Source organism: Flavobacterium sp. RSSB_23, from assembly GCF_051547145.1.
Classification (GTDB): Bacteria; Bacteroidota; Bacteroidia; order Flavobacteriales; family Flavobacteriaceae; genus Flavobacterium.
In genome coordinates this window covers 111,772-138,504 of the sequence record NZ_JBPTTO010000003.1, presented here as the reverse complement: position 1 = coordinate 138,504, position 26,733 = coordinate 111,772, and the positions used below count along the sequence as shown (strand labels likewise).

General features: G+C 34.5%; 21 protein-coding genes. 11 read left to right on the top strand and 10 right to left on the bottom strand.

Features of this window, described 5'->3' with window-relative positions; translation table 11 throughout:
- Positions 1–2 precede the first annotated feature (2 nt).
- A complete protein-coding gene (locus tag ACSVH9_RS07345) occupies positions 3–2,066 on the bottom strand; it encodes a M1 family metallopeptidase (protein WP_438063146.1) in 2,064 nt (687 codons plus the stop codon).
- A gap of 99 nt (positions 2,067–2,165) precedes the next feature.
- On the opposite strand from ACSVH9_RS07345, the gene ACSVH9_RS07340 reads away from it, so the two are divergent.
- Positions 2,166–2,903, top strand: coding sequence for a diphthine--ammonia ligase (locus ACSVH9_RS07340; RefSeq protein ID WP_438063145.1), 738 nt, complete (start codon positions 2,166–2,168; stop codon positions 2,901–2,903).
- A gap of 367 nt (positions 2,904–3,270) precedes the next feature.
- Here the strand turns inward: ACSVH9_RS07340 and ACSVH9_RS07335 are convergent, their stop codons facing one another.
- Entirely contained in the window at positions 3,271–3,816 is a 546-nt protein-coding gene (locus ACSVH9_RS07335) for a DUF1697 domain-containing protein (protein ID WP_438063144.1), read from the bottom strand.
- Positions 3,817–3,827: 11 nt separating this feature from the next.
- Positions 3,828–4,274, bottom strand: a complete 447-nt coding sequence (locus tag ACSVH9_RS07330; protein WP_438063143.1) for a YhcH/YjgK/YiaL family protein — start codon at positions 4,272–4,274, stop codon at positions 3,828–3,830.
- 175 nt (positions 4,275–4,449) lie between these two features.
- Between ACSVH9_RS07330 and recG the strand changes: the two genes are divergently transcribed.
- The 6 genes from recG (at position 4,450) to ACSVH9_RS07300 (ending at position 14,520) form a co-directional block, all read left to right on the top strand.
- On the top strand, positions 4,450–6,558 hold the full coding sequence (recG, locus tag ACSVH9_RS07325) for an ATP-dependent DNA helicase RecG (RefSeq protein WP_438063142.1): 2,109 nt from the start codon (positions 4,450–4,452) through the stop codon (positions 6,556–6,558).
- A 303-nt stretch (positions 6,559–6,861) separates the two neighbouring features.
- On the top strand, positions 6,862–7,920 hold the full coding sequence (locus ACSVH9_RS07320; RefSeq protein WP_300978024.1) for an efflux RND transporter periplasmic adaptor subunit: 1,059 nt from the start codon (positions 6,862–6,864) through the stop codon (positions 7,918–7,920).
- 133 nt (positions 7,921–8,053) lie between these two features.
- Positions 8,054–11,149, top strand: coding sequence for an efflux RND transporter permease subunit (locus ACSVH9_RS07315; protein ID WP_438063141.1), 3,096 nt, complete (start codon positions 8,054–8,056; stop codon positions 11,147–11,149).
- A gap of 188 nt (positions 11,150–11,337) precedes the next feature.
- Positions 11,338–12,639 (top strand): TolC family protein, encoded by a 1,302-nt coding sequence (locus ACSVH9_RS07310; protein ID WP_438063140.1) that lies wholly within the window; start codon positions 11,338–11,340, stop codon positions 12,637–12,639.
- A 17-nt stretch (positions 12,640–12,656) separates the two neighbouring features.
- Complete coding sequence (locus tag ACSVH9_RS07305; protein ID WP_300978021.1) at positions 12,657–13,520, top strand: bestrophin family protein; 864 nt, start codon at positions 12,657–12,659, stop codon at positions 13,518–13,520.
- 76 nt (positions 13,521–13,596) lie between these two features.
- Positions 13,597–14,520, top strand: a complete 924-nt coding sequence (locus ACSVH9_RS07300) for an AraC family transcriptional regulator (RefSeq protein ID WP_159685168.1) — start codon at positions 13,597–13,599, stop codon at positions 14,518–14,520.
- Between the two features lies 1 nt (position 14,521).
- On the opposite strand, the gene ACSVH9_RS07295 is transcribed toward ACSVH9_RS07300, so the two are convergent.
- Both ACSVH9_RS07295 and ACSVH9_RS07290 read right to left on the bottom strand, forming a co-directional pair.
- The gene (locus ACSVH9_RS07295; RefSeq protein ID WP_438063139.1) at positions 14,522–14,896 is read right to left on the bottom strand and encodes a DUF779 domain-containing protein; all 375 of its coding nucleotides are present in this window, start codon (positions 14,894–14,896) and stop codon (positions 14,522–14,524) included.
- A gap of 89 nt (positions 14,897–14,985) precedes the next feature.
- Positions 14,986–16,491: an aldehyde dehydrogenase family protein gene (locus ACSVH9_RS07290; RefSeq protein ID WP_159685162.1), complete on the bottom strand. Its 1,506-nt coding sequence runs from the start codon at positions 16,489–16,491 to the stop codon at positions 14,986–14,988.
- 264 nt (positions 16,492–16,755) lie between these two features.
- Here ACSVH9_RS07290 and pheT point away from each other — a divergent pair, with 264 nt between their 5' ends.
- Positions 16,756–19,176, top strand: coding sequence for a phenylalanine--tRNA ligase subunit beta (pheT, locus tag ACSVH9_RS07285; RefSeq protein WP_438063138.1), 2,421 nt, complete (start codon positions 16,756–16,758; stop codon positions 19,174–19,176).
- A gap of 105 nt (positions 19,177–19,281) precedes the next feature.
- Here pheT and ACSVH9_RS07280 read toward each other — a convergent pair whose 3' ends face one another.
- The 3 genes from ACSVH9_RS07280 to ACSVH9_RS07270 all read right to left on the bottom strand — a co-directional run bounded on the left by ACSVH9_RS07280 (position 19,282) and on the right by ACSVH9_RS07270 (position 21,210).
- Positions 19,282–19,836, bottom strand: a complete 555-nt coding sequence (locus tag ACSVH9_RS07280) for a hypothetical protein (RefSeq protein ID WP_438063137.1) — start codon at positions 19,834–19,836, stop codon at positions 19,282–19,284.
- Positions 19,837–19,838: 2 nt separating this feature from the next.
- Positions 19,839–20,543 carry a hypothetical protein gene (locus tag ACSVH9_RS07275; protein WP_438063136.1) on the bottom strand — a complete coding sequence of 235 codons (705 nt, stop codon included), beginning with the start codon at positions 20,541–20,543 and terminating at the stop codon, positions 19,839–19,841.
- Positions 20,544–20,613: 70 nt separating this feature from the next.
- The gene (locus ACSVH9_RS07270) at positions 20,614–21,210 is read right to left on the bottom strand and encodes a DUF2589 domain-containing protein (RefSeq protein ID WP_438063135.1); all 597 of its coding nucleotides are present in this window, start codon (positions 21,208–21,210) and stop codon (positions 20,614–20,616) included.
- Between the two features lie 254 nt (positions 21,211–21,464).
- Here ACSVH9_RS07270 and ACSVH9_RS07265 point away from each other — a divergent pair, with 254 nt between their 5' ends.
- From ACSVH9_RS07265 to ACSVH9_RS07255, 3 genes are all read left to right on the top strand, one after another.
- Positions 21,465–21,893, top strand: a complete 429-nt coding sequence (locus tag ACSVH9_RS07265; RefSeq protein WP_438063134.1) for a hypothetical protein — start codon at positions 21,465–21,467, stop codon at positions 21,891–21,893.
- Between the two features lie 749 nt (positions 21,894–22,642).
- Entirely contained in the window at positions 22,643–23,311 is a 669-nt protein-coding gene (locus ACSVH9_RS07260) for a sensor histidine kinase (RefSeq protein ID WP_438063133.1), read from the top strand.
- Positions 23,295–23,939: a response regulator gene (locus tag ACSVH9_RS07255; protein WP_438063132.1), complete on the top strand. Its 645-nt coding sequence runs from the start codon at positions 23,295–23,297 to the stop codon at positions 23,937–23,939. The genes ACSVH9_RS07260 and ACSVH9_RS07255 overlap by 17 nt, the downstream gene beginning before the upstream one ends.
- 134 nt (positions 23,940–24,073) lie before the next feature.
- Here the strand turns inward: ACSVH9_RS07255 and ACSVH9_RS07250 are convergent, their stop codons facing one another.
- Together ACSVH9_RS07250 and rpsA are read right to left on the bottom strand one after the other, a co-directional pair.
- Complete coding sequence (locus ACSVH9_RS07250; protein ID WP_438063131.1) at positions 24,074–24,625, bottom strand: fasciclin domain-containing protein; 552 nt, start codon at positions 24,623–24,625, stop codon at positions 24,074–24,076.
- 154 nt (positions 24,626–24,779) lie between these two features.
- Positions 24,780–26,555 (bottom strand): 30S ribosomal protein S1, encoded by a 1,776-nt coding sequence (rpsA, locus tag ACSVH9_RS07245; protein WP_159685152.1) that lies wholly within the window; start codon positions 26,553–26,555, stop codon positions 24,780–24,782.
- Positions 26,556–26,733: the final 178 nt, after the last annotated feature.

Below are 26,733 nucleotides of genomic sequence, written 5' to 3'. Positions count from 1 at the left end.
TATTACTCGTTCAACAATCTATTGATAATTTCTCGTTCTTTTGGTGGCAAATCCAAAGCCACTTCTTGTAAAGCCTTCCTTTTATTTTCTTGTTTTATTTGTTTTCGGATGGCATCTCTAGCGAATTTAGAAAATTGCCATAAATGATGTGCGGTAGCATTTGCTAAATTTTTCCAAACAGTTGTGTTAAAAAAATCTAAGAAAATCAAACTCTCTAAAGCATTCTGCCGCGTATTCGCTTCAAAATCTAGACTTGAATACTGAATTAGTTCTTTTTCCAAAGCAGCAGCATTTGCATTGTAATTGGGTGTATTCAAAGCCAAAGCCAACCATAAAATTCTCAAGTTATAATCGTTAAAACCTATCCAATTTTTGGTTTGTTCCAAATAACGAATTCGGTCATTCTCAAAACTGTTCCATAATTGAAACAATGCTATTTCTTGCGTTTGATAAGAAGCATCGGTTAGTAAGGTTTCATAATCAGCTTTGAAGGCTTCTGGAACTTTAGGAAATAGGTTTGCGATTTTCTGTCGGATAGACCAATTCTTTGTCGCCATAGCCACAGCTAACAACTCTTTTATATCCTCATAGGACTCTTTTCGAAGCTGAAAAATCACACTTTCTTTGACCGTATAATAGACGTCCGATTGCAAAATTTTCATCAAAAAATCTTTCTTTTCTGCCAAAGGAGTATTTTTATATTGGTCTAGTTCTAATTGGATTTTTATAGCTGTATTTTTTTTAAGTAAATCATTAGCTTCTAAAGTATTGAACTTATAATCCTCAAGCCATACTTTAGAAAATAATTTGGTATCAAAAGCGGCAACTTTTTCAATTTCTGCAAAAAAATCATTGGTGTTTACCGTTTTAAAAGTGTGCTTTTTGAGATAGTTTTTTATTGCTTTTTTGAAAGCCTTATCTCCTATTTTCTGATGCAAAACAAATAAAGCCCAAGCCCCTTTTTCGTAGAAGGTCAAAGAACTCGCTTTTGCATTCAACACCGGAATAGTATCCGTACGAGAAGCAAATTTGAGTTGTTGTGCTTTTTCGTATAAATAACTATAAAAATAATCTTCACCGTACAATTCCTTCTCTGCCAACAACGCATAATAGGTTGCAAAACCTTCTTGTAACCAATGGTGTTTACCACTTTCGGCAGTTACCAAATCACCAAACCATTGGTGCGCCAATTCGTGTGCATTGACATTGGTATATTTTCGGTCAGTAAACCCAACAGAATCCACCACATACCGACTCGAAAAAGTAGTTGCCGAAGTGTTCTCCATTCCTGCATATAAAAAATCTCTAACAGGAACTTGCTTGTAATTCCCCCAAGGGTATTTAACACCTATTTCTTTCTCCAAAAAATTAAAAATAGCCTCCGAATGGCGATAGGTTGGTTCAAAAAACGCTGCATCTTTAGGTTCATAATACCATTCTAAAGGTACTCCAGAAGTGGATTGTTGCGTTTTTTTATCAAATTTCCCAATAGCCATCATCAACAAATACGAACTCATAGGCTTTTGCATTCTGTAGCGCCAGTAAGTGTTATTGCCATTCGTTATTTTCTCTTTCAAGGTTCCATTGGCAATGACTTGATAGTTTTTGTCAAAGACAATTTCCAAGTTAAAAACCACTTTTTCATTCACATCATCAAAACTCGGAAACCAATGGCTGGTGTATTTCCCTTGTCCTTGCGTCCAAATTTGCAAATTGGAATTCTCTTCAGAACCTATAAAATACAAGGTTTGCTTAGGTTTGGCTTCATAAGAAAACTGCACCCATTTTTTGCCTTTTTTAAACGGATGAATTAACAACAGTTGTTTTCCATTGGTGGTAAAAGAAATCGGTTTGTCGTTCAATTTCACATTAGTAAACTGCATATTTTGCGCATCAATCTTAATCGTATCGATGGGTCGCAAGACATTAAAATGATAGGTAATAGTCCCCGCAATCGTTTTGTCCTTTGAGTTGACGAACAGCTGACCGTTGGCGGATTTAAAGTCAACCGATTGCGTTTGTTGTGCAAAAATAAATGAGGTTAAAAAAAGAAAAATATATTTCATCTAAGCAGATTTTCGATAGGATTTGAATTTCAAAGTTACAAACCTTTACCCTATCAATCGTACAAAATGTGTAAGTTTACAGCCAAAACAAACCCCAAATTGAAAACAAAAGCTTTATTTAACTGGAGCAGCGGCAAAGACTCCGCACTTGCTTTATACAAAACACTACAAAATCCCGAGTTCGAAATCGACTGTCTTTTGACGAGTGTCAACCAAAAATTCCAACGCGTTTCTATGCACGGTCTTCGTGTTGAATTGCTGCACTCACAAGCTGAAAGCATTGGCTTACCGCTAGAAATCGTCGAAATTCCAGAAATGCCCACGATGGAAGTTTACGAAAATGCCTTAGCCGCAACCTTAACACAACTCAAAACCAGAGGCATCACCCACTCGATTTTTGGCGATATTTTCCTCGAAGATTTACGTCAATACCGCGAGGACAAACTCGCCACGATGGATTTGCAAGGCGTTTTTCCCTTATGGAAAATACCAACAAAAGACCTGATTCAAGAATTTATCGGTTTAGGCTTCAAAACCATCGTAGTTTGTGTCAACGAGCGCTATTTGGACCAAAGTTTTGTGGGCCGCATCATTGACCAAGATTTCATCAACGATTTACCAGAAAACGTCGATGTTTGCGGCGAAAACGGCGAATTCCACACCTTTACTTTCGATGGTCCTTTGTTCAAACAGCCCATTGATTTTGAAATCGGAGAAGTGGTCTACCGAAAATACGAAAAACCAGCCACCACCGATACGTCCGATACCGCCTGCGACACCAGCGCCTCAGATGCCTTTGACTATGGCTTTTGGTATTGCGATTTAATCCCTAAGTAAGCGTTGTATTAGGAGCAGGAAGAATGGGACTTTTTAGCCATCAAAGGTCCCGTGATTCGCTATATCTTTGCTTTTCTAAAGAAAAAAAGCAAAGGATGCCGCTACTCCCGGGGCTAAGAGGCTACATCCGTACTTTTTTGGATGAATGGGCAAAAAAAAAGAGAACAATAAAGCAAAAGCTCTAGAGTTCTCTTTAAGGTGCCGTCATAATTGAAATTAACCAAAAAATCAAATTATAAACAATTTAAGCTGTAGCCCAAAGTAGTCATTGTTATAACAATTGTATCCTACTACAAAACTGCATCTCTTAGCTTAGATTGCTATAATCCAAAAAGGTTGCGTCAATTATTTTATTTTTTTTAAAATTTTATCTTTCTTCGAACAACTTAAGAAGCTGAGTCACTGTATTCCAGTTTCTTATCGTAGCAATGACGTTTAATTTTTTTTCAATATATTTTTGGTCGAATCTCGTTTTCCCAGCGCCCACAGCGTATTTAATGTAAATTCTGCTGCCATCAATCTGTGCTTCATCGGGTTTCACTTGACTCATTTTTAAATCATTGATACTGTCACTTTTCAATTCCATCGAAACAAAAGCGACATACATTTTTTTCAAATCCACTTCTTTTTCCTTCAAAAAAGAATTATTGGCAAAACAAGCCTCCAAATCCGATTTTCCTATTACCACCACAGGAACTTCAAGACCAAGCGCTTTAAATAGTTCTTGCTTTATCATAAAACCTACCTTGGCAGGATTTTCCTCTTCGCTATCTACAAAAACATTCCCCGACTGAATATAGGTCTGCACGTTCTTAAAACCAACGGCTTCAAGAGTTGCTTTCAAAACCTCCATTTTAATCATATTATGCCCTGAAACATTGATGCCACGGAGGAGCGCTAAGTGTGTTGTCATTATTTTTTGAATTAAATTTTAACCTTCACTACTACTTTCTTCACTTTCGAAACGACACCAGCTTTTACACAAGGACGGTGCAAATCTTCAGGAAAAAACAAGGTAAACATCCCTTCTTCCACTCGCAATAACGAAGTGTCACCTTCATAAAAGGTATAATCTTTTTCCAAGTCCTCTTCCACCATTTTCTGGTTGGTCAAAGGCGCAAAACCCATCAACTCTACTCCACTGATTACGTATTGAATATCAATGTATTTGTGATGCCCTTCTAGCACACATTCGGATTCGTCTTTGGTGTCATATTCTTGCACAATCGCAAAAACATCCTCGCCATCAATCTCGTGCTTTCCTGAGGCAACAGCCTTTAAATCGGTGGTAGTTATAAACTCAAAACCTTTGGCCAAACGTTGGGTCAATTGGCTGTATAATCGGTAATTCTCAATTTTATCAATAACCATATTTCTAGTATTTAGTTTCCAAAGATATTGTGAATTGAAGGAATTTCCTAAACAAACCCATTTCCAAATCTAGAAACAATCTAGTATCTTCGCTTTACGAAAAAAAATCCTTGAGTTAAGAATATAAAAATTCAAAGTAACTCATAACCGATAAATCATAACCGATAAATCAAAAATGTCCAATAATCTCCTAGAAACTCCCATTGAATACTTGAAAGGCGTTGGCCCCAATCGCGGGACGTTGCTTCGCAAAGAATTAGGGATTCACAAATATGGAGATTTGGTCAATTTTTATCCCAATCGGTATATTGACCGTACCCGTTATTACAAAATCAATGAGTTGCAAGGCACAACAGCCGAGGTACAAATTGTTGGCAAAATCATCCACATCAAAACGGTGGAGTTTGGCAAAAATCAAAAACGTTTGGTCGCTACTTTCGTTGACGAGACGGGACAAATGGATTTGAATTGGTTCCAAGGTCACAAATGGATTAAAGAGAGTTTAAAACTCAATGAAATGTGTGTTGTTTTTGGGAAATGTGCCCAATACGGCAGTCAGTTCAGTATAGCGCATCCTGAGATTGAGTTACTGGCTGAGCACCAACAAAGCTTGCGTTCGGCTATGCAACCTGTGTATCCGTCTACCGAAACTTTGACCAACAGAGGGATTAGCAACAGAGTCATCAACAAAATGATGCAACAATTGTTTTTGGAAACACAGGCTTTGTTTACCGAGACTTTACCTCAATATCTGCTTGAAGAATTGAAATTGATTCCAAAGAATGCTGCGCTATTCAATATTCACTTTCCAAAAAGCAGCGAAGCCTTAGCCAAAGCGCAATTTCGTCTGAAGTTTGAAGAATTATTCTACATTCAGTTGCAATTGATTACCAAAAATTTGATTCGCAAACACAAAATAAAAGGACATCCCTTTTCAAAAGTAGGTGAATTATTCAACGATTTTTATCAAAATCATTTGCCTTTTGATTTGACGAATGCCCAAAAAAGAGTAATCAAGGAAATCCGAACCGATATGGGTAGTAATGCCCAAATGAACCGTTTGTTGCAAGGAGATGTGGGCTCAGGCAAAACAATTGTGGCATTTATGAGTATGCTTTTGGCTTTAGACAATGGTTTTCAAGCTTGTTTGATGGCACCCACAGAGATTTTGGCCAATCAACATTTTATTGGACTTTCAGAATTTGCGAATACTTTAAATATTAATATTAAAATCCTAACGGGTTCTACTAAAACTGCAGCTCGAAAAATCATTCACGAAGAACTCGAAAATGGAAGTTTGCAAATCTTAATTGGTACTCACGCGCTATTAGAAGACAAAGTGCAGTTTCAAAATTTAGGCCTAGCTGTAATAGATGAGCAACATCGTTTTGGAGTAGAACAAAGGTCAAAATTATGGAAAAAGAACACCATTCCACCACACGTTTTGGTTATGACGGCTACTCCTATTCCTAGAACTTTAGCGATGAGTTTGTATGGCGATTTGGATGTTTCGGTTATTGATGAATTGCCTCCTGGTCGAAAACCCATTCAAACTGTGCATCGTTTTGATTCCAACCGACTGAAAGTATGGAAATTTATACGTGATGAAATCGCTTTAGGACGCCAGATTTATATTGTATATCCCTTAATTCAGGAATCCGAAAAAATGGATTTTAAAGATTTGATGGACGGTTACGAGAGTATTTCTAGGGATTTTCCCCTACCCGACTATTCCATTTCGATTTTGCACGGAAAAATGAAACCAGCAGAAAAAGATGCCGAAATGAAACGCTTTGCCGAAGGAAAAACCAATATTATGGTAGCAACTACTGTAATTGAAGTGGGTGTCAATGTGCCGAATGCCAGTGTAATGATTATTGAAAGTGCCGAACGCTTTGGACTGTCGCAACTCCATCAATTGCGTGGTCGTGTGGGACGTGGTGCGGACCAAAGTTATTGCATCTTGATGACTTCTTACAAACTGACCAGCGATAGTAAAATCAGAATGGAAACTATGGTCAATAGCAACGACGGATTTGAAATTGCCGAAGTAGACTTGAAATTACGAGGACCAGGAGATATAATGGGAACCCAACAAAGTGGGGTTTTAAACCTTCAAATTGCGGATTTGGTCAAAGACAAAGACATATTGCTTTTGGCTAGAAATTACGCTTTCAAAGTATTGAATGACGACCCCTCTATGCAAAAACCAGAAAATACTATCCTTAGAATGGTTTTTATGGAACTTACCAAGAAAAAAAATATTTGGAACTATATTAGTTAAATCTATTATTAAATTCTCTTTGTTTTTAAGAATTTATGATTTAAAACGAAACGATTTTGAGTTGTTTTATTAATTTGTATGTACAAATGTTAAATTATTTTTTCTTATTATCGCTTTCTTACAAATGCTTTACTTTTGTTTTTAAACTTTTTTTTCAAAACAATTAAACCATTGATTATTTCTGATGTCTCATCAAATTAATTAATAAAAAAGCAAGTTTAAAATTCAATTTATCTTACTTTAGAAGGTTAAAACAAATAGCTTTCCACACCCAAAGAATTACCAAAAAAAATAAATAACCTTATGAAAATAAAAAACCTTGTTTACACGCTTTTAGTTCTTATCATTGGAGGTTTTATAGCCTACAGAGTAGTTTCGAATTCTAAAAAAGGAGGCGATTCAAAAGACAAAGGAGGAAAAGACAAACCGATGAACGTAAGTGGAATTGTAATCAAAACACAAGTTTTTGAGAACAACTTATCCCTATCAGGTTCAATTGAAGCGAATGAACAAGTCGAAATCCGAAGTGAAGTTTCTGGAATTGTAGAAGCCATTTCGTTTCAAGAAGGAAGTTTTGTAAACAAAGGTCAAGTGTTATTTAAAGTCAACGACCAAGAATTAAAAGCGCAACTCATTCAAGCGACGACCAAAGAAGGTTTGGCTGCAGAGAATGCTAGAAGAGCTAAATTGCTTTTGCAAAAAGAAGCCATCAGCCAAGAAGAATATGATGTCGCTAGAGCCGAGCACAAATCAACACAAGCTCAAGTGCAATTAATTAGAGCTCAAATTGCAAAAACATCCGTAAGAGCTCCTTTTTCTGGAAAAATAGGATTGCGTTCTATTTCTCCAGGAACCTACATCACTCCTACTACTTTAGTTGCCAATTTGGTTAATATCGGGAAATTAAAAATTACCTTTTCGGTTCCAGAAAAATATGCTTCACAAATCAAGTTAAATACCAACATTTCTTTCACCGTTTCTGGTACCACTCAAAAATACCACGGTGTTGTTTATGCTATCGAACCTGAAGTGGCCACTGCAACCCGAACCCTACAAGTTAGAGCCATAGCTGATAACAAAGAAGGAAAGCTTTTCCCAGGGACTTTTGCAAATGTCGAATTACCTTTAGATGTTATTAAAGATGCGATTGTTGTTCCAACTGAAGCGATAGTTCCGATTCAAAATGGTAAAAAAGTATTCATTTCCGAAAAAGGAATGGCAAAAGAAGTAAAAGTAGAAGCTTCAACCAGAACGGATGCTTCCATCTTGATTCTTTCAGGATTAAAAGCTGGAGATACTTTACTGACCACAGGTGTAATGGCGTTGAAAGATGAAACACCTGTAAAAGTTAAAATTAAGTAGTGTTTATAGTAATTAGTACTTAGTACTTAGTGATTAGTGATTAGTCATAAACAATAGAAGATTATAAACTAAAAACCAAGAACTGAGCACTTAGGACTAACCACTAAGGACTTTAAAAGAAAAAATAAAACAAATGAGTTTATCCACCATAAGCATAAAAAGACCCGTTCTAACGATAGTTTTGAATCTAACTATTATTTTGTTTGGAGTCATTGGCTACAGTTTTTTGGGTGTTAGAGAATTCCCTTCTATCGACCCTGCTCAAGTATCGGTGAGAACGAATTATACTGGAGCGAATTCAGATATTATCGAATCTCAAATTACTGAACCTTTAGAAAAAGCCATAAACTCTATAGATGGGATTCGAAATGTAACTTCTTCGAGTATACAAGGAAGTAGTAACATTACTATTGAATTTGATTTGAGTAAAAATTTAGAAGAAGCTGCCAATGATGTACGTGACAAAGTATCACAAGCCGTTCGTAGTTTACCACAAGATATAGATGCTCCTCCTGTAGTTTCTAAAGCTGATGCCAATGGGGAATCCATTATTTCAATGACGGTACAAAGTGATACCAGAGACGCATTAGAATTAAGCGATTTTGCCGAAAATGTAATTGCGCAACGTCTGGAAACAATTCCTGGTGTAAGTGGTGTACAGATTTGGGGACAAAAAAGATACGCTATGCGTTTGTGGATTGACCCAGTAAAATTAGCAGCTTATGGGTGTACTGTTGCAGAAGTTCGTACCGCTCTTAATAAACAAAACGTAGAATTACCTTCAGGAAAACTTACAGGAAGCAACACTGATTTAACAGTAAAAACAGTTGGTAATCTTTCTAAACCTGAAGAATTCAATAATATCATCATTCGAAGTGAGGGCGATAGAATTGTCCGTTTTAGTGATATTGGAAATGCTGAACTTGGTGCTGAAAATTTAGAGACCAAAATGAGTCAATCTGGGCTTCCGTTATTGGGTGTGGCTATTGTTCCGCTGCCAGGAGCCAATTATTTAGATATTTCAAAAGAGTTTTATAAAGTCTATAACTCTTTACAAAAAGATTTACCAAAGGATATCAAATTGAACATTGCCATTGACAGTACGATTTTCGTAAAAAAATCGGTGGTTGAGGTAGCTGAAACCCTTGGTATTTCTATCATTCTGGTAATCTTAATTATTTACTTGTTCTTTAGAGATTGGGCTATTGCCTTCCGTCCGTTGATTGATATTCCTGTTTCCTTGATTGCAACATTCTTTATTATGTGGCTTTTTGGATTTTCGATTAATGTATTGACGTTGTTGGCGATTGTGTTGGCAACAGGATTAGTAGTTGATGACGGAATTGTAGTAACCGAAAATATTTTCAAAAAGGTAGAAGAAGGAATGTCACCTATTGAAGCAGCAATAAAAGGGTCGAATGAAATCTTTTTTGCGGTAATTTCAATTTCGATTACCTTGGCTGCAGTATTTCTTCCTGTAATATTTTTGGAAGGCTTCGTAGGTCGATTGTTTAGGGAATTTGGGGTGGTGATTGGTGCAGCAGTACTAATTTCAGCTTTTGTTTCTTTGACTTTGACTCCAATGCTAAATGCCTATTTAATGAAAGGTGGGGTTCAAAAGAAATCCAAATTCTATTTGATGACCGAACCTTATTTTGAAAAATTAAACAGCAACTATGCAGAATCATTGGGCCGTTTTATGAAAAAGAAATGGTTGAGCTTCCCTATTTTGATTGCTTGTTTTGGATTGATTTACCTATTCTTTTCACTTTTGAAAAAAGAAACAGCTCCTTATGATGACAGAAGTGCCATTGTGATGTCAATGACTACTCCAGAAGGCGCTTCTTATGAATATACGGACCGTTTTATGCAGGAAGTCTCTAAAATTGTAGACGATTCCATTCCAGAGAAAAATGTTTCGCTTATTATAACATCACCAGGTTTTGGAGCTTCTACGGTGAACAGTGGACGTGTTCGTATTGCCTTAAAAGCACCAGAAGAAAGAAAGCGTTCTCAAAAGGAAATTGCAGAACAATTAACCAAAATCACCAAACAGTTTCCTGAAGCAAAAACTGCGGTTATTGAGCAACCAACCATTGCGGTGAACCGTCGTGGAGGATTGCCTATTCAATACATTATTCAGGCGCCAAACTTTAAAAAATTAGAAGAGAAAATTCCATTGTTTATGGAAGAAGCCGCTAAAGATTCCACTTTTGCGATTACGGATGTGAACCTGAAATTCAATAAACCTGAAGTCACCGTTACCATCGACAGAGAAAAAGCAGAAAGCCTAGGAATTTCGGTTTTGGATATTGCACAAACCTTACAACTTTCGTTGAGCGGACAACGTTTTGGTTATTTTATGCAAAACGGAAAACAATACCAAGTCATTGGACAATTCAACCAAGAAGACCGAACCAAACCACTTGATATTACCTCTATGTTTGTCAAAAACAACAAAGGAGAATTGATTCAGATGGACAATGTGGTGACTATTCAAGAACAAAGTAATCCGCCGCAATTGTATCACAACAACCGTTATATGTCGGCCACTGTTTCGGCGGGATTAGCGCCAGGCAAAAGTTTGGGCGAAGGAATTGAAGCGATGAATAGAATCAAAGCCAAAGTTTTGGACGATACGTTTACGACTGACTTAGGTGGAGAATCTCGAGATTTTGTAGAAAGTAGTTCGAATACTTCTTTTGCTTTTGGATTGGCTTTAATCTTGATATTTTTGATTTTGGCAGCACAATTTGAAAGTTTTATTGACCCGTTTATTATCATTTTGACTGTTCCGATGGCGGTTGCTGGAGCTTTGTTTTCGTTGTGGTTATTCAATCAAACTTGGAATATTTTCAGTCAGATTGGAACCGTAATGTTGATTGGGTTGGTGACTAAAAACGGTATTTTGATTGTAGAATTTGCGAATCAATTACGAGAACAAGGCAAACCGAAATTTGAAGCGATTATGGAAGCTTCTGAAGCGCGTTTGCGTCCTATTTTGATGACGAGTTTGGCAATTTCGTTAGGAGCGTTACCAATTGCTTTGTCACTTGGAGCAGCTTCGACTAGTAGAATTGGTATGGGAGTCGTGATTGTTGGAGGAACCATTTTTTCGTTGGTATTGACTTTATTTGTAATTCCAGCGTTGTATTTGATGTGGTCTAAAGCCAGAAAACATTATCCTGAATTTGACCATATTGCAGAATACGAAGCCGAATCGAAATAGTCGTTGATTCGTCTTATTAAAAAGAGAAGTCTCGTATAGCCCCGATAGTAGCGGCATCCTTTTTTTTATTTTTCTTTTCAAAAATAAAAAAAGATATAGCGGATAGCGGGAGGAATCGTGTTTTGAAAACAGATGTGGTGCTCCTTGAATTAGAAAATTAGAATTTAATTGGTAGTTGAAAATAAGAAATGAAAAAAAATATAATTGCGTTTTTGTTATTGCTTGGTAGTGTTTTAGGAAACGCTCAAGAAGTTTTGACGATAAAAGATGCGGTGGCTATAGCCTTGGACAATAATTTTGAAATAAAAATTGCCAACAATAACCTGAACATAGACAAGGTTAATATGTCTGAGGGAAATGCTGGAATGTTGCCATCAGTAACGGCTTCGGTGGTGGATAATAACCGAATTCAGAATAGTTCTCAAACCTTGCAAACGGGGCAAGTAAACTCGCTAAAAAATGCCAAAAACAATAGTCTGAATTATGGTGTGAGCTTGGATTGGACCATTTTTGACGGATTGCGAATGTTTGCTAGATACGACCAGTTAAAGAAATTACAACAGTTAGGCGAAACTAGATTGAAACAAACTATTTTGATTAAAATTGCTGAGGTGAATGCAACCTACTTTGATTTGGTACAACAACAGCAGCAGCTTATGGCGATTGATAGTACCTTATTGATTTCGACGCAACGATTGCAATTGGCCGAAAACCGTTTTAAAATTGGAAAAGCGTCTAAATTAGAGGTTTTGAATGCTCAAGTGGATTTGAATACCGATAAAGTGACCTTGTTGAGACAACAGGAATTGTTTGCAAATACTAAAATAAAATTGAATCAAATTTTAGCAAGAGACCCCAAAACTGCATTTAAAATCTTGGATGAAATTAAAGTTGACAATACACTTTTACTCCCCACTTTGATAGAACTTGCCAAACAACAAAATCCACAATTACAGACGCAAATCATTGCCAAAAATGTTTCGGAATTGCAACTCAAACAAGTCAAAGCTGCTAGATATCCTGTAGTGAGTTTGAATACAGGTTACAATTTTCAAAACACCGAATCGAGTTTGGGATTCACGAGAGAATCATCTGCTAGAGGATTGAATTATGGTTTTTCAGCAACCTTAAACGTGTTTGACGGTTTTGCCCAAAATAGAAATGAAAAAATAGCCAAACTCGAATTAGAAAACACAAAACTTGCTATTGAACAGCAATCCCAATTGTTAGAATCGCAACTGTCTACTTTTTATCAAACGTATTTGACCAATTTAGAATTGATTAATTTGGAGCAAAATAACGAAGCGATTGCCAAACAAAATCTTGCTATTACAATTGATAAACTAAAAATTGGTACCATAACTACCATCGAATTTAGAGCCGCTCAATTGAATTATGTAAATGCAAGAGTTAGAAATAGCAATGCACAATACCAAGCGAAATTATCTGAAATTGCGCTAAAAGAATTGGCAGGAAATATTGCGTATTAATTTTTCATTCTACCAAAATGACTTCCTATAACCCCAAAAATTGGATTCAATTTATATTTTTCTTTAGTAAAGGTGATACCTTTAGAAAACTAGCACCTATTATGTTTTTGATTGGTGCTTATTCGGCAGCGATAGGATATTTAGAAATTGAATATTGGCATTTACCCGATGATAGTCACGTCAAAAACATCTCAATGATGCACAGTATGCTGGGATTCGTAATTTCGTTGTTACTAGCATACCGAACCAATACAGCCTATGATAGATGGTGGGAAGGTCGAAAAATGTGGGGTGGTTTAGTAAATAATAGTAGAAACCTAGCTATTAAATTGTCTGCTATTTTGCAAGACGAAAAGGATAAAGTGTTTTTTAGAAAAATGATTCCTGGTTATGCTTCGATTTTGCAAAAGCATCTCAATGACGAAGAAACCGCACAACAACTGTTTGATGATGTAGATTTAGAAATTGACCATCATAGACACCGTCCTAATCAAATAGCACAAATGCTGTTTCAAAAAATCAATGATTTGTATATTTCTAAAAAAATAACTGGCAATCAGCTGATTATTCTAAATAACGAAATTCAATCATTTACTGATATCTGTGGTGCTTGCGAACGCATAAAAAACACCCCTATCCCCTATTCTTACAGTGCATTTATCAAGAAATTCATTTTCATCTATGTGCTTACTTTGCCTTTTGGTTATGTTTTTAGCTTAGGGTATTATGTAGTTCCTGTAGTCGTTTTTATTTTTTATGTATTGGCAAGTTTAGAATTGATTGCTGAAGAAATTGAGGACCCCTTTGGTTCTGATGCGAATGATTTGCCAACTGCAAAGATTGCTTCCAACATTAAAAAACATATTGAGGAGTTGTTGTAATAGTTTTTTTTAGTGTGTTTCAAATTTCAAAACTTATTTTCCTTAAATTTAAAGTTCTGTTTTTGAAAGCATTTCTATGAAAACCAATCGAGCCTTATTGATTCCTCCTAGTCTCACGAATGAAAAGTCGCTAAAGACTTTAGTTGAGAATAGAACGGTATATTCCCTGAATCACTGTGAATTGAACATTTTCGAAACCTATGAATCTTCTCAATTGGTTCCTTTAAAATTCAATGATTTGGTTGTAACGAGTATGCTTCGTGGTAAAAAAATTATGCACTTGTTTGATGACCCAAGCTTTGACTATTTACCAGGCGAAACAGTAGTAATTCCGTCTAATGTTGAAATGAAAATCGACTTCCCAGATGCTTCCAAAAACAACCCAACGCAGTGTTTAGCTTTAGCAATTGACCAAAGCAAAATCAAAGAAACTTTGCATTTTTTGAATGAGCGTTACCCAAAAGAAGGAAGTAATCAGTTTTGGCAATTGAACTATCAAAACTATTTTTTCTATAATAATATCGAATTAGCTACGACAATCAACAAATTGGTCAAAGAATGTATGAGTACAGCAATCACTAAAGATGTTTTGGCAGATTTGACGTTACAAGAATTGCTAATTCGGATTATTCAAACTCAAACCGTAAAATCTTTTGAAGAAGGAAAAATTCAAGACTCTAATAACTCTATCGCTCAAGCAGTAGAATACATTCGATTAAATTTGAATGGAAACATGAGTTTAAAAAAGCTGAGCGAACAATCGTGTATGAGCAGTACGTCTTTTTATCGATTATTTAAAAGAGAGTTAGGAATGAGTCCAATAGAATTTGTTTTGAACGAAAAGATAAAATGCGCGAAACAACTACTAAAAAATCAGACCATCCAAATTAATGAAGTGTGCTATTTATCAGGTTTTGAGGATGCTAATTACTTCACTCGCCTATTCAAAAAGTATGAAGGAATAACACCAAAACAATATCAATTGTTATATGCAAACTAGCTTATTCCATAAACAGCAAAGGTTCTAAATTTTGAGTTTCTTCGGCGGTAAAAAGTCGGTATTCAATTCGAAATGTCTTTTTCATTGGAGTTTCTAAGGAAAACCCACCAGCACCAAAACCATCAATTAAATCTAGTGTAAAATGAGCGTGTTTCCAGTATTGGAACAAATCATTATCAACCCAAAACTCAGTATTCTCAATAGTTCCAATACATACATCACCTGTTCGCAGGTAGAAGCCTCCTTTTTCAAAACACTGAGGTTGTGTCCCTTCACAACATCCTCCTGCTTGATAAAACATTAGTTCACCGTGTTTTTCTTTCAAAATTGTAATCATTTCAATAGCACTTGCAGTAGCCGTAATTCGCTTTATCATAATTCGTTCATTTAAAGTAAGAAAACCTGACGTTTACAAAAGCAAAACGCCAGGTTTTTGATTAACCAATAATCAATATTCCAATTATACTAAAAGAAGCCTAATTTATTTTTATCGTAAGAAATCAGCATGTTTTTTGTTTGACGATAGTGTCCTAACATCATTTTGTGATTTTCGCGACCAATACCTGATTGCTTGTATCCACCAAATGGCGCTCCTGCGGGATACGCATGATATTGATTTACCCAGACACGTCCAGCTTTAATCGCTCTTGGTACTTGGTAAATTTCATGAGCATCTCTTGTCCACACTCCTGCTCCTAAACCATACATAGTATCATTAGCCAAGGCAATAGCTTCTTCGGTAGTTTTAAATGTAGTTACCGCTAGAACAGGACCAAAAATTTCTTCTTGAAAAATGCGCATTTTATTATGCCCTTTAAAGATAGTAGGTTGAATGTAATATCCGTTTTCAAGCTCTCCTTCTTGTTTGTTCTCATCGCCTCCTATTAAAACTTCAGCGCCTTCTTCCTTACCTAATTTCAAATAAGACATGATTTTTTCTTTTTGAATTATAGAAGCTTGAGCCCCCATCATACTCGATTTATCCAGCGGATGTCCTAATTTAATTGCAGCAGTTCTTTCTATAACTTTTGCAATAAAGCGGTCATAAATTGCTTCGTGAATTAGCAATCTAGAAGGACACGTACAAATTTCGCCTTGATTCAAGGCAAACATTACCGCCCCTTCTACTGCCTTATCAAAAAATTCATCATCGGCATCAGCCACAGAAGGGAAGAAAATATTTGGTGATTTTCCGCCAAGTTCAAGAGTTACAGGAATAATATTTTCAGTTGCATACTGCATCACCAAACGCCCCGTTGCAGTTGAACCTGTAAATGCGGCTTTAGAAACTTTTTTGTTTGTTACCAATGCTCTTCCCAACTCAGCCCCAAATCCATTCACAATATTCACAACTCCAGGAGGCAATAAATCCCCAATTAATTCCATAAGTACCATTATAGAAATAGGTGTACTTTCGGCAGGTTTCAAAACTACTGTATTACCAGCTGCAAGTGCTGGAGCTAATTTCCAAACAGCCATCAAAATAGGAAAGTTCCAAGGAATAATTTGAGCAACAACCCCCAAAGGCTCACTTAAAGCTATGGATACCGTTTGAGCATCTAATTCACTAATTGAACTTTCTTCAGCACGAATAACCCCTGCAAAATATCTAAAGTGGTCTATGGCCAATGGAATATCAGCAGCAAGAGTCTCTCGTATTGCTTTGCCATTATCAATAGTTTCTACTGTTGCTATATACTCTAAATTATCCTCTATAACTTGCGCAATTTTATTCAAAATTATGCTTCGTTCTGTTACCGAAGTTTTTCCCCAAGTTTTAAATGCTTCATCGGCTGCATCAATTGCTAAAGTCAAATCCTCTTTAGTCGAATGTGCCGCTTGAGTAAATACTTTACCATCTATGGGAGAAATTACATCAAAATAATTTCCAGCTGTTGGAGCAATGAATTTTCCACCAATGTAATTGTCATACTTTGCCTTAAACGTAGGTCTTTGTGCTATATTACTCATAATTAAAAAGTTTAGTTTGTTCAAAAGTAATCCGATTGTCATCACCAGAATAGCACAATTATTTCAAATAGTAGCATAAAATTAGCATATGTGTATTTTTTATGTATTTATTTTTTATTTATCATTTTTTATATATCAATTTTTTATACATACTACAATTTAAACCGCATAACTATCACAAACAAAGCAATAGTAAAAACCAAAAAAAATGTTTCTATCTCAAAATAGCAATCCTTATATTTGCAATCTTATTAAAAATGACAAATGAAGATATCATATAATTGGCTCAAACAATTCATTAAGATTGATTGGAATTCTGAAGAAACAGCAGCATTACTAACAGATTTAGGACTTGAAGTAGAAACTGTAGACAAATACCAATCTGTAAAAGGAGGTTTAGAAGGCATTGTAGTAGGACACGTACTTACTTGTGTACCGCACCCAGATGCTGATAGATTAAAGGTTACTACAGTAGATTTAGGAGATGGAACGCCTGTTCAAATTGTATGTGGAGCAAGCAATGTAGGTGCTGGACAAAAAGTACCTGTTGCCACTATAGGAACGGTTTTATATGATAAAGAAGGAAATCCATTTACCATAAAAAAGGGAAAAATACGCGGGCAAGAAAGTCACGGAATGATTTGCGCAGAAGATGAATTAGGTCTTGGCGAAAGTCATGATGGAATTATGATTTTAGATGAAACTTTGGTTCCAGGAACTAAAGCTGCCACAGTATTTAAAATTGAAAATGACGAAGTTTTTGAAATAGGATTAACACCTAACCGTGCTGATGCTATGAGTCATCTTGGAACCGCAAGAGACCTAAGAGCAGGAATGTTACAAAGTGGTGTTAACGTAGAATTAATCACACCATCTGTTAGTAATTTTAGAGTTGATAAACGTACTTTAAAAATAGATGTTGATGTAAAAGAGAGCAAATTAGTACCAAGATATTGCGGGGTTACGATATCCGGAATTACCGTAAAAACTTCGCCTGAGTGGTTACAAAATCGCTTAAAAGCGATAGGAATCAATCCGAAAAACAACATTGTTGACGTAACCAATTATGTTTTACACGATTTAGGACAACCTCTTCACGCTTTTGATGCTAACAAAATTAACGGAAAAGTACAGGTAAAAACGTTGCCTACAGGAACAAAATTCACTACTCTTGATGATGTTGAAAGAACTCTGCATGAAGAAGATGTAATGATTTGTGATGACAAAGGACCAATGTGTATCGCTGGTGTATTTGGAGGAAAAAATTCTGGTGTATCCGAAAACACAACAGCAATTTTCCTTGAAAGTGCCTACTTTAACCCAGTAAGCGTTCGAAAAACTGCTAAAAGACATCAATTAAACACCGATGCCTCTTTCCGTTTTGAGCGTGGAATAGACCCAACCATCACAGAATATGCTTTAAAAAGAGCGGCACTTTTGATTCAAGAAGTTGCTGGTGGAGAAATTACATCTGATATTGTGGATGTATATCCAAAGAAAATAGAAGACTTTACCGTTTTCTTAAACTTTAGCAAAGTTGCTAAAATCATTGGTCAAGAATTACCAAAAGATACTATCAAGCAAATTTTGGCTTCTTTAGAAATAAAAGTAAATAGTGTTTCTGATGCTGGTTTGGGATTAACAATTCCTTCCTATCGTGTTGATGTTCAAAGAGAAATAGATGTAATCGAAGAAATTCTTCGTGTTTATGGGTACAACAATATTAGTTTATCCAAAAAAATCAATGCTTCTGTAGCCAATTCTCCAAGAACAGAAGATTATAAAGTTCAAAACACCATTGCTTCACAATTGAACGCACAAGGCTTTCATGAAATGATGGCTAACTCGTTGACTACTGCTGCTTATGCAGAACTTTCAACGGTACTAAAAGAAGAACACAATGTGACCATGCTAAATCCATTAAGCAGTGATTTAGCAACAATGCGACAATCCTTGTTGTTTTCAGGATTAGAAGCATTGGCTTACAATATCAACAGAAAAAATGCCGATTTGAAACTATTTGAATTCGGAAAATCATACCACAACTACCCTTCTGGTTACGAAGAAATCAAACATTTGACTTTGTTCCAAACTGGAAATAGAAATCAAGAGAGTTGGACACAAGCATCGCAACCATCTAATTTCTTTTTATTTAAAGGTTTTGTTACTGCAATTTTAGAAAAATTAGGAATTCAAAAAACCAATTGTATTCCCGTAACTGCTGATGTTTTTTCAGAAGGAATTGCTTTTGGATTAGGTCAAGAAACTTTAGTTGAATTTGGTGTAGTTAAAAAGTCAATTCTAAAACATTTTGGAATCAAACAAGAAGTTTTTTATGCCGATTTCAATTGGGCACTTGTTTTAAAATTAGTGTCAAGCAAAATTAAATTCACCGATATTCCAAAATATCCAGAAGTTCGTAGGGATTTGGCTTTGTTATTAGACAACGAAATCTCTTACGATGCAATTTATAAAATTGCAAGACAAACAGAAAAATCATTGCTAAAAGAAATCAACTTGTTTGATGTTTATGCTGGGTCAAATTTACCCGAAGGTAAAAAATCATACGCCCTAAGTTTTACGATTCAAGATACTGCAAAGACTTTAGAAGACGCTCAGATTGATAAAATCATGTCTAAATTGCAAAAGAATTTTGAAACAGAACTTGGAGCAGTTTTGAGATAATCTCTAAATAAGAAAATATAAAGCGGTTGGTGTTTATTACATCAACCGCTTTTATTTATATATAATCATATTGTAGTTAAGTATCAAAAACATATAATAGTTAACTTATGAAAAATCTTCAAGATCAATTTCCTCTGCAATAAGCATTTGAATATCGGACATGATTAGCATTGTTTTTAATTTTATTGCTCCTGCCTTCAATTGTTCATTCGATAGGGTAAATTTCCAAATGGTATCTACAAAATTTTCAAATGGTAAATTAGCATCGTACTTTACCACTTGTGCTTGACTGATGATCAATAATATCTGTTTCACCAATTCTCTACATTCTTCAACTTTCAATTCAAAGGGTTTCAAAACGGTCAATACCAAGCTTTGTAAATCATATAATATCTCCGAAGCGGCTTTTAATTGTGCTTTCTTAAAAGAAATATTTTTAGTATCAGAAAACCTTGGAATCAACAATTTACTATACAAACCTGATAATTCAGAAACCTCGCTAATAGTATACGTGCTAAATATTTCCTCGTTTTTTTGGATCCATGCTGATAATTTCTCAACAAAAAACGGATCCTTATTTTCTAGACTTCTAGTTATTTTTGGGAATTCTAACAAATTGTTTTTTAGAACACTAACTAGATTCAATGTTGATTTTTTCATCGCTATTCTGGTAATAATTTTGATTCGATTTCTCCATTTGCATTTTCAGATCTACTCCACTCCATACCATTTTCAGAAATTTTCAATTTAATGAAAATCAAATTTTCAGACTTAAGTTCCCTTAATTTATTGGCTTCAACAACAATATTAAGATTGGCCAAAGCTTCAACTTCTTTATTAATAGTAATTTCTTTGGTTACAACAGTAATCAAATCTTTAATAAACAAATCAATGTTCATTTTGGCTAATACCTCTTTGTTCACCAAAGCATACTTCTCGATTATCCTTAAAAAATAGACTACGATTTCTTTTGAAAAACCCGAAACAGGATCGTGACTATTGGCTAGTTTGATTTGTTTTTCTAAAACACCAACTTGTTTAGCTGTTTCCGTTTGCAACAATCTGGAGGGCTCTTTTGTGATTTTTAAGACTCCAAATTTTTCTAATAGAAAACTATAAACCAAAGTGTTAATCTTTAGACTATCAAAACCAATTACTGGAGGTTTTGAGATGTTTTCAATTTCATCTAAGGCAATTGGAATTGTCATTTCAACATCGTCAATTCGCATTCTTGGAATTGAAAAATGTTTCAAATAATCGTGTTTTGCATATTCTTCAGCCAATTTTACAGTTTGAAGGTCAGACATTATTTTAGCATTGGTAAAACTAGCCACAATACTTCCTAAGTAATCATTCAATTTTATCATAGTATTTGATTTTTTTAAATAGATTGGCTTCTATTACTTATCAATAGAAAGCCAATCTATTTTAATATTATTACTCGTTTACACTCGTAATGCTATCTTCTAGCATAGTTAAGATTCGATCTAATCCAGCTGGAATTTCATCATTTACAGCGCGAACGTGAACCCCAAGGTTATAGGTTTTCTCTACATTGGAACCAGTAACCGAAGTTCTCTTATATGAAGCAGAAGCTTTGAAATTGACAATTTTGTAGTTAATACCCAATTCAGCACTTGCAGCAAACTCACTAGAAACACTTTTGGTCTCAGTAGAAGTAAGTTTGGCATTGAAATCAATGGTCATCTCCTCAATTCTGATACTTGGAATAGACAACATCGTCAAGAACGGAACTTTAATTTCTACTTCTTTCTCAAGAAACTTAATGCTATTAGGACCCGTTGTTGCAGCAGCATCATAATCCGGATTTGGAACTGATTTTGAGTAGTTAAAATCTACATAACGTAATTTTTTTGGATCAGTAGGAGAAGCACCCTCTTCAAATCCGATAGATTGTATAAAACTAACTTGTGCCATAGAGGCTGCGTTTTGAGCTTGAACAGCTGCTTGCAAAGGTCCACCAATGTAAACACTAAAATCTAAACTATTTAATTCTGCGACTAAATTTGACATACTTATTATTTTTAAAATTTAACTCTTACTCTCTTTATAAGGTTTTTCAGATTCCACCTCTCCATTTTGTGCACCAAATGGATTGATACAAAGTTGAGTCATAACAAGTTTGTACAAAAGAGTAAAGACACCCTATTTTGCGTTTTGAATTTACCCTAAAAAAAAGGGGAAATTTCCCCTTGTCATATCTCAAGAATTAAAATAGTTTTGTCCTGTTACCTTTTAAAAAAAATTAACCTTAACTAAAAAACATTATGGAACAAAATCTCGGAAAACCAAAACAACTTATTACCAAGGAATTTGCTAAATTGCTAAATGAAAATTATAACAAGACCAGATATCCTTTGATCAAAGAAGCCATAAAAAAAGAAGATGCAAATGCTATTTGGTTTTCCATCGAAGAACTAGAAAACTATATCAAGTACATAAAAGCAGAGGCAAAAAAACAAAAATACACTATTGATGGAATACGGTTTCATTTTGGAGCTTATCCTGAAGATAAAAAATATGCTGAAAAATCTGGGTTGACGACACTTTTTCTAGCGCCTACGGGTACAAAAAAAATAACAAAAACAAAAGTAGCTGCAAAAGCAGAGAAGTCTATAGAAATTGATGATTCTTTGAATATTGCACCATTAAACTATGGCTCAATTGGTAACCCTCCTCCAATCACATATATCTAATAAATGTTTGCAGATTTAAGATTTTATATTATTTATTTAGCTTTATTATCAAGTTTGGTAGGATTTCGATTCTATTACAAATTGCCTAATAATAAAGCTAAATTTATATTGTATATCATTGTATTTTCATTTTTAACAGAATTTGTGGGCAAATATTTTACATTATGGACAGGATTAATTAATTTCTCTGTCTATAATTTCTATATGCTAGCTAGTTTCAGTGCCTACATCATATTGCTTTATGCACTTTTACGAAAATTAGCGTGTAAAAGAATCGCTATTTGCTTCTTGATTTTCTTCTATGTATTCTACTTTTTTAATCTCTACTATTTTCAGTACCAAAACGATACGGTGTTCACCAATAGTTTTGCTCTTGGAGTAGTTTTTGTTTTGCTCTTATCGTGTTGTTATTTTATTGAAATCTTTAACTCCGAAAAAATACTCAATTTCAAGAAATCCATTTACTTTTGGTTTATCCTTGGAATTTTACTTTTTCACGTCCCTTTCTTACCTTTTATGCTGGCCATAAAATGGTTTTTAATAAAAAATGATGAATCAATATTTAGCCTAGTGCTTTTTATATTGAATCTATTAATGAACAGCTGTTTTATCATCGGATTTTTATGGAGCGAAAAGAGATACAACTATTAATAATTTCACTTAGTATAGTTTTCTTTACACTAATTGTTATACTACTGACTTTGTTCTTCTATTTTTCAAAGAAAAAGAATTCTTTTTTAATTGAACAAATGAAGTCCAAACATTACTTTCAATCCGAACTAGTAAAAACTAGAATAGAAATCAAAGATCAAACCCTGTCAGAAATTAGCAAAGAACTTCATGACAATATTGGTCAAATTTTATCTGTTGCCATAATGCAGCTCAACTTATTTCTACATGATGAAAAAAAGATTGTCAAACCTAAAGAACTTATTGATTTAAAAGACATCATTGCAAACGCTTTAGATGAAATTAGAATTTTATCTAGAATAATTAATAAAGAGAATACTTTACAATGCAATTTCATTGAGGCAATACAGTTAGATTTAGATAAAATTAAAAAGCTAAAAAAAATCAAGTGCATCTTGAACTGGGATGGTATTTCACCACAAATAAATTTTGAACACGAATTGTTTATTTACCGAATTTTTCAAGAAGCCATTCACAATAGTTTAAAACATTCGCATAGTGAAACCTTTGAAATCACCATTCAAACTTCAAAAGATCATTTCCTGTTAACCTTAACAGATTTCGGAATTGGATATAATACCAATGAATTATCTACCGGTTCTGGATTGAACAACATGAAACTAAGAGCTCAGCTTATTGGTGCATCAATAGATATAAATTCTAACAATAAGGGCACCTCAATTAAGTTAATTTATCCTTTAAGCACAAACCATGAAGACTACCAATAAAATAATTATTGTAGATGATCATCTACTGTTTTCCCAGTCACTAAAACTATTAATAAACAGTTTTGAAGATTTTGAAGTGGTAAACAGCTTCGAAAATGGTAAAGAATTTATTAATCATCTTCAAGAAAACCCCGACACTGTAGTCGATTTGGTGCTTTTGGATGTGAATATGCCTATTTTAGACGGATTAAGCACCATAAAATGGATAAAGGAAAACCAACCCAACTTGAACGTTATAGCGCTCTCAGTAAACAATGACGATGAAACCATCATAAAAATGATTACCAATGGAGCCAAAGGATATTTGCTCAAAGACACTACACCAAAAATTTTTCATGAAGCAATCATTGCGGTAATTGAGAAAGGTTTTTATTTTACTGAGCTAGTCTCTTCAATCCTAATTAATCGAATTGATAGTGATAGTAAAAAAATCATCTTAAAAGAAAAAGAACTCATTTTCTTAAAACTAGCTTGTAGTGAAAAAACATATAAGGAAATTGCAGACGAAATGTGCCTTAGTCCAAAAACAATCGATGGCTACAGAGAATCCCTATTCGAAAAATTAGAAATCAAAACTAGAATTGGATTAGTATTGTATGCCATAAAAAATAAAATTGTTTTCATATAGAGGAAATCAAAAAATTTAGCGAAAAGTTTAAATACAAAATCCCAATTCATTTAAAACGAATTGGGATTTTTTTGCACTTTATTTGAATAAAGTACAACTAAACAAAACAACTAACTATAAAAAACTAAAAATTATTATTTGGGCAAAACTACAGTATCAACAACGTGTATAACCCCGTTTGACTGATTTACGTCAGCGATGGTTACTTTTGATTTGGTGCCATTTTCATCTGATAAGTACAGAGCACTACCTTCCATCCATGCAGTTAAGGTTCCGCCACTAACTGTTTTTAGCATTGCTTTTCCATTCCCCAATTGAATCGCTTTGGCTATATCAGCAGCATTCATTTTGCCAGCAACTACATGGTAGGTTAAGATAGTTTGTAGCATTTTTAAATTTTCAGGTTTTACTAATGTTTCTACTGTGCCTTTGGGCAATTTATCAAAGGCTGCATTTGTTGGAGCAAAAACGGTAAAAGATCCTTTACTTTGCAAAGTTTCTACAAGACCTGCGGCTTTAACAGCTGCAACTAAAGTAGTATGGTCTTTAGAATTAACTGCATTTTCAACAATATTTTTGGATGGATACATTGGCGCTCCACCCACCATTACTGTCTTTTGAGCAAAAGAGGTAACAGAAACGGCTACTGTAAAAAATGCAACTGATAAAAAATTTCTAGTTTTCATAATATCTATATTTTAAGTTATATAGACATTTACGAAGTAAAGTAGAATATGGTTTTAAAAGAAGCGTTTTTTTTGAAAAAAAATAAAACACTAGAAATAGGTCAAAAAAAAGCCTCGCTAATTGCGAGGCTTTGTTATTTAGAAAATCTAGAAATTATTTTTTCTCTGATTTTTCCATTTTAGCTTTCAATGCAGCTAATACATCATTGTTATCTCCTAAAGTTGCAGCTGGTGCATTAGTAGAAGCAGATGAAGTATTTTCAGTTGCAGCTTTCACATTTTTTTCTTCTTCTTCACGGAAGATAGCAGTATGAGAAGCAACTACTCTTTTGAATTCTTTGTTGAATTCAATTACTTTGAAATCTGCAGATTCGCCTTTTTTCAATTTCTTACCGTCTTCTTTTTCAAGGTGACGAGTAGGAATGAAAGCAACGATATCATCTCCAAATTCTACAGTAGCTCCTTTGTCAACGATTTCAGAAATTTCACCATTGTGGATAGTTCCTACAGCGAATGAATCTTCGTATTGATCCCAAGGATTAGCAGTAGTTTGTTTGTGACCTAAAGATAATTTACGTCCGTCAACATCTAATTCTAATACAACTACGTCTAATTTTTCACCAACATTTACAAATTCAGATGGGTGTTTGATTTTCTTAGTCCAAGATAAGTCAGAGATGTAGATTAATCCATCAATTCCTTCTTCTAATTCTACGAAAATACCAAAGTTTGTAAAGTTTCTAACGATACCTGTATGTTTGGAACCTACTGGGTATTTAGAAGTAATGTCAGTCCAAGGATCTTGAGTCAATTGTTTGATACCTAATGACATTTTACGGTCATCTCTATCCAAAGTTAAAATAACTCCTTCAACGATATCTCCTACTTTCACGAAATCTTGTGCAGAACGTAAGTGAGTAGACCATGACATTTCAGAAACGTGGATTAAACCTTCAACACCTTCAGCTACTTCAATAAAAGCACCGTAGTCAGCGATAACTACTACTTTACCTTTCACTTTGTCACCAACAGTTAAGTTAGCATCTAAAGCATCCCATGGGTGAGCGTTTAATTGTTTCAATCCTAATTGAATTCTTGTTTTCTCATCATCGAAATCAAGGATTACAACGTTTAATTTTTGGTCTAATTCAAGAACTTCACTTGGGTGGTTGATTCTACTCCAAGAAAGATCAGTAATGTGAATTAATCCATCAACACCACCTAAGTCAATAAACACACCATAAGAAGTAATGTTTTTAACAACACCTTCTAATACTTGTCCTTTTTGTAATTGACCGATGATTTCTTTTTTCTGTACTTCAATATCCGCTTCAATAAGCGCTTTGTGAGATACTACAACGTTTTTGAATTCGTGGTTGATTTTTACCACTTTGAATTCCATGTTTTTGTTTACATATACATCGTAATCTCTAATTGGTTTAACATCAATTTGAGATCCTGGTAAGAATGCTTCAATTCCGAAAACATCAACGATCATACCACCTTTAGTTCTGCATTTTACAAAACCAGTAACGATTTCACCTGTTTCATTTGCAGCAATAACTCTATCCCATGATTTAATAGTACGAGCTTTTCTGTGAGATAATACCAATTGACCAGTTTTGTCCTCACGGATGTCAATTAATACTTCTACTTTGTCTCCAACTTTTAAATTTGGGTTGTAACGGAATTCATTTAATGAAATAACACCTTCCGATTTAGCATTGATATCAACGATAACGTCTCTATCTGTAATTCTAACAACTACTCCTTCAACAACTTCTTCTTGATCTGTAGCGATGAAAGTTTTTGATACTAGTTCTTCGAATTCTAATAAGTTTTTCTCATCTACTGCATCGATACCTTCTTCGAAGTTATGCCAGTTAAAATTTGCTAAAAACTCTTCTTGTGATTTTAATTGTTCAGACATGCTGATAAAAAATTTGTATTCTGTTTTTCTTGAGTTTCTTAAAGCGAGAGAAAAAACAGAAGTTGTTTTACATAAATAGTTGATACCTAAAGGAAACTCTTATCCACCAAAAGGTGCGCAAAAGTAAAACATTTAATCAATATGGCAAAATATTTAACCTTAGATATTTAGTACAATT